At 68.6% G+C, this 3,116-nt stretch carries 3 protein-coding genes and 1 pseudogene; all 4 read left to right on the top strand.

Going from position 1 to position 3,116, the window contains the following annotated elements; translation table 11 throughout:
* Window positions 1-277 (top strand): hypothetical protein (locus H0W38_RS19565; protein WP_292457299.1); only part of this gene is annotated, 277 nt, incomplete at its 5' end.
* 116 nt (window positions 278-393) lie between these two features.
* Window positions 394-1,635 (top strand): cation:proton antiporter, encoded by a 1,242-nt coding sequence (locus tag H0W38_RS19560; protein WP_292457297.1) that lies wholly within the window; start codon window positions 394-396, stop codon window positions 1,633-1,635.
* Window positions 1,636-2,760: a YbdK family carboxylate-amine ligase gene (locus H0W38_RS19555; protein WP_292457294.1), complete on the top strand. Its 1,125-nt coding sequence runs from the start codon at window positions 1,636-1,638 to the stop codon at window positions 2,758-2,760. It begins immediately after the preceding gene.
* 109 nt (window positions 2,761-2,869) lie between these two features.
* Window positions 2,870-3,116, top strand: a pseudogene (locus H0W38_RS19550) (gamma-glutamyl-gamma-aminobutyrate hydrolase family protein); the annotation flags it as partial.

Below are 3,116 nucleotides of genomic sequence, written 5' to 3'. Positions count from 1 at the left end.
GGGCAGCTGGCTGGGGGCGCCGGGCGGGCTTGCCGCGGGCGCACCTGTGGGTGGTTCACTGGCAGGAGCTTCGGGCGGCAGCGGCGAGGCGCAGCCGGCGAGCCCTCCTAGAATCAGCGCGGCCCGCAAGGCCGGGCGCAACGAGAAAGACCAAGGCATGTGGGTGATTGTGCTGGAGGCCCTGGCCGCGCTGGCGCTGCTTGTTTTCATCGTCTGGTGGACGATGTTCTCCGGGCGCCGCAAGGGCGAACCCGAGCGGCCTGAAGACGACGCGTAGTCGCTGGCGCCGGGTGGGCTGCGAGAATGCCGCTTCGTCGCCGCTGCCTGTGAGCACTTGCTCCCGCACGGGCCGCGGCTAAAGCTCGATACCTCAATTGAAGCGGGAGATAACGAATGCTGGCGAACATCGCCGGGTACTTGCAGATCCAGCCGTGGCCGCCCGAGCCAGGGTTGCTGTTCTGGTCGGCCCTGACCCTGATAGCCGGCGGCCTGATCGGCGAGGTGGTGTTCCGCCGGCTGGCCTTGCCGCGCATCGTGGGCTACAGCGCGGTGGGCCTGGTGATCGCGCTGAGCGGCAACGGCCTGGAGGCCGGCCAGATGGGCGGCGGGGCCCGCCTCATCGTCGATCTGGCGCTGGGGCTGCTGCTGTTCGAGCTGGGCAGCCGCGTCAACCTGCGCTGGCTGCGCGCCAATCCGGCGCTGCTGTGGACCAGTGCTGCCGAGTCGCTGCTGAGCTTCGCGGCGATCTTTTTCACCTTGCGCTGGCTGGGGCTGGATACCAAAGTGGCGCTGGCCTGCGCGACCATGACCGTCTCGGCCTCCGCCGCAGTGGTCGGGCGGGTCGCCAGCGAGCTCAAGTCGGCCGGTCAGGTGACCGAACGCATGATCGTTCTCACGGCGCTCAACACGCTGTACGCCGTGCTTTCGCATCGTCTGGTGCTGGGCTGGCTGCACCTCGACGCCGCCGGCGAATGGGTGCAGGGCGTCGCCCAGCCGATCTACACCTTCGCCGGCTCCGTGCTGCTGGCTGTGGCGCTGGCCCGGCTGGTGGCCTGGGTGGCGCGCCGGCTGGAACTGCGCGACGAGAACTCGGTGCTGCTGCTGCTCGGCCTGATCGTGCTGGCAATGACCACGGCGCAGCTGCTCAATCTGTCCACCCTCCTCGTGCCGCTGGCGGCCGGCGTACTGCTGCGCAACACCACCGAGCGGCCCTGGGTCTGGCCGCGCCACTTCGGCACCGCGGGCGGCGTGCTGGTGCTGATGCTGTTCGTCATCGTCGGCGCGTCCTGGTCGCTCGAGGCGCTGGCGCTGGGCGGTGTGGCGGCGCTGCTGCTGCTGCTCGCACGGGGCGCGGCCAAGGCGCTGGTGGTGGTGGGCATGGCAAGCTGGAGCGGTATCCGCACGCGGCAGGGCGTCGCGCTGGCGCTGACCCTGACGCCGGTCTCGGGCACCACGTTGGTGCTTTATGCCGACTTGCATGTCACCCACCCGGCTTTCGCGATGACGGTCGCGCCCATCGTGCTCAGCGCCATCGCCATCATGGAGTTGCTCGGCCCGATCGCCGTGCAGTTGGGACTGCGGCTCGCGGGTGAACACCAGCCGCGCCGGCGGGCGGCGGCTCAGGAGATCAAGTAAATGAGTCTGGAGGCCTTTGCCGATTCGCGTTCGCTGAGCCTGGGGGTCGAGCTCGAGCTTCAGATCGTCAGCACCCACGACTACGACCTGTCGCCGAGCGCGGCCGATCTGCTGCGCGTGGTCAAGAAGCACAAGCTGCCCGGCACCGTGACGCCGGAGGTGACCGACAGCATGATCGAGCTGTCCACCGGCATCTGCACCGGCCATGCCGACGTGCTGTCCCAGCTCACCGAAATCCGGGACGCGCTGGTCGGCTGCGCCGACAAGCTCAACGTGGGCCTGTGCGGTGGCGGCACCCACCCGTTCCAGGATTGGAGCCAGCGCCGCATCTACGACGCCCCGCGCTTTCACCAACTCTCGGAGCTTTATGGCTACCTGTCCAAGCAGTTCACCGTATTCGGTCAGCACGTGCACATCGGCTGCCCTGGGCCGGACCAGGCGCTGGTGCTGCTGCATGGGCTGTCGCGCTTCATTCCGCACCTGATCGCCCTGACCGCTTCGTCACCGTTCGTGCAGGGCATCGACACCGGCTTTCATTCGGCACGCCTGAATTCGGTGACCGCGTTCCCCTTGTCCGGACGGGCACCGTTCGTGCTGCGCTGGGAGGATTTCGAGACCTACTTCGGCAAGATGATGCACACCGGCGTGGTCCAGAGCATGAAGGACTTTTACTGGGACATCCGCCCCAAGCCGGAGTTCGGCACGATCGAGGTGCGCGTGCTCGACACCCCGCTGACCATCGAGAAGGCCGCGGCGATGGCCGCCTTCATTCAGTGCCTGGCGCGCTGGCTGCGCATCGAGCGGCCCTTCGAGCCGAGCGAAGACGACTACCTGCCCTACACCTTCAACCGTTTCCAGGCCTGCCGCTTCGGGCTGGACGGCAGCTTCGTCGATCCCAAGACCGGCGAGCACCGCACGCTGCGCGAAGACATCGAGGCGACCCTGGACTCGCTGGAAATCCACGCCATGGAGCTGCAGGCCGAGGACGCGCTGCGGACGATCCGCATCGAGCTCGCCCGCGATGGCAACGACGCGACCTGGATCCGTCGTACGCACGACCGCGAGCACCTGCTGGCCGAGGTGGTGCGCCAGCAGTGCCAGCGCTGGGGAGGCCGCCAGGGGTGAACCCGCCGCCGAACCGCCTGCCGCCAGGGGCGTCGGGCGTTGGTGCCGCCGAGGCCGACGCAGGTCGGCCTGCAAGCACGGCACCCCCCTTCGACGCGGGCCGCGGCACATGAGTCCGCGGCCGATGCGCATCGGCCTGTCGGCTCGGCTGCTGCACACGCCGCCGGCCGAGATGGGCTTTCGCAACAAGACGCTGCAGTACCTGGAGCAGTCGATCGCGCACTGGATCATGGGCCACGGCGCGCTGGTCTTCATGGTGCCCACGCTCGGCTTCGATGCCGAGATTTCGCGCCGGCGCATCTCGGTGACCCACTACGTCGATGCGCTCGACGGTCTGGTGCTGCAAGGCGGCGCCG

Source organism: Methylibium sp. (assembly GCF_013817365.1).
Classification (GTDB): Bacteria; Pseudomonadota; Gammaproteobacteria; order Burkholderiales; family Burkholderiaceae_C; genus Methylibium.
This window is presented reverse-complemented; position numbering and strand designations above follow the sequence as displayed.

Excerpts from the sequence above, each read along its gene's own strand:
- H0W38_RS19560 (WP_292457297.1), top strand. The coding sequence starts at position 394 with ATGCTGGCGAACATCGCCGGGTACTTGCAGATCCAGCCGTGGCCGCCC.
- H0W38_RS19555 (WP_292457294.1), top strand. The coding sequence starts at position 1,636 with ATGAGTCTGGAGGCCTTTGCCGATTCGCGTTCGCTGAGCCTGGGGGTC.